Genomic DNA, 1,567 nt, shown 5'->3' on the forward strand with positions numbered 1-1,567 from the left:
ACTCAAGTTTCGGGGTTCATTTTTAGCCAATAAAAGTGAACCATCCCTCATTCTAGGGCTTCTTGCCGCAAAGTAAAGTTATCCATTTGCATGACTTGCGTAAAAAAATCGACAACCGTCTGTTCAATTTTGTTTAATACGTCACCTTTTTCAACCGTTGTTAAACTGACCATTTCATTTAATGCACCCGCAATTAATACTTTGAATAATCCCCATAATTTACTGGCAAAGTTCAGACAACTTAAACTTTCTTCAAAACCATTTCTTACCTCACTAAGTCTTGCCGAGCCTTGCTCTTGTTTGGCAAACAACAGCAAGCAAAACCTTAACCCTGTCAGGTGTATTGAAGCAATATAAGCACTGTAATGGCGGCTTTGCTCTTTTAAAAAACCGAGCTTTTGTTTTGCTTCTTTGAAATAAACTTCAATTCCCCAACGCAGTGCATACACCTCAAGTATTTTTTCATCTTCAAGTTCACTATCCGTCGTTAAGAATAGTGCCCAGTCGTGTTTGCTTGCCTGTTGTTTTTCCTCATTTACTGAGCGAACAAACAGTAATTTAACCTTAACCCATTGGGCTGTCTCTTTATCCGAGCTGGCGAGGTTCAATTCAACAACAATGGACTTACTTTGATAAGGCACATGGTTAAGCGTTTGCCAGCACCCTTTGACGTGCGCTTTATATAACGCTTTCGCGCAGAGTAACTTGATCTCACCATCAACCACTAAGCGGTATTTCATCTTGTTTTTTTTCATTCTGACAATGGCAACAAGCGAGTGCTCAATGGTCATGCTAAGAATGTGTTTCGTCGCAAACCATGCATCGGCTAAAAAGTAATCGGCATGAATACCGCCGCGAATAGCGCGCGCTATCATGTCACACACCATTTCTGGCTTAGTTTGTTGTTTTGATTTCTGGTAGCGTTTCGCTGCAATACTGCGACCATCATCAAACCGATAATCTAACGCTTGCTCCTTAACCTGACTGATAAATATTTCATTATCAACGGGAACAAATTGCTCATCATTAGCGACACCTAGCGTCACTATTTGCTGCCCCATCACACAACGAGCCGTTAAGTGGTCAAAGTGACTCGATACCCCCGGCATCCTCTTACCACGCCTTGTTTTTACGGTGTCATCAATAACAAAGGCGCTAAGCTTGTTTTTACTATTTGTCTTAAGGACTTTTTTAGCGGTCAATAATTGTAGCTTTCGCCAATCTAAATCTTCACGGTTAAGTAAGTCATATAACGCATCTTTTTTTGCCGCTGAAAAACTTAATAAAGCATCCCTTGAAAACATGGCTACAGAGTCTACTTTAAGCCAAACCCAGAGCATTAAGAGGTAGGTGATATCACCTACTGGCGTACCTGAGCGCTTAGAAAACTTAGCTTGGCGTAACATGATGTTAAAACCAATACTTTTCCATGTCGAGCTAAATGTGTTATCAATTTTAAGGTTTGTTTGGCTAAGTAAGTCAGCGGTTAATGATGGTAAGTTCAAGGTCTTTGTGGCAGAATTCATTCGATGTCTCTTGTTGTATTATCCTTTGTCTAGTTAACAAG

General features: G+C 40.3%; 1 protein-coding gene. It reads right to left on the reverse strand.

Annotated elements, in window-relative coordinates; genetic code table 11:
* Nucleotides 1–47: 47 nt before the first annotated feature.
* Nucleotides 48–1,526, reverse strand: a complete 1,479-nt coding sequence (locus KSO91_RS17185) for an IS4 family transposase (RefSeq protein WP_238744242.1) — start codon at nucleotides 1,524–1,526, stop codon at nucleotides 48–50.
* Between the last annotated feature and the right edge of the window lie 41 nt (nucleotides 1,527–1,567).

The organism is Psychromonas antarctica, from assembly GCF_022267535.1.
GTDB classification, from domain to species: Bacteria; Pseudomonadota; Gammaproteobacteria; order Enterobacterales; family Psychromonadaceae; genus Psychromonas; species Psychromonas antarctica.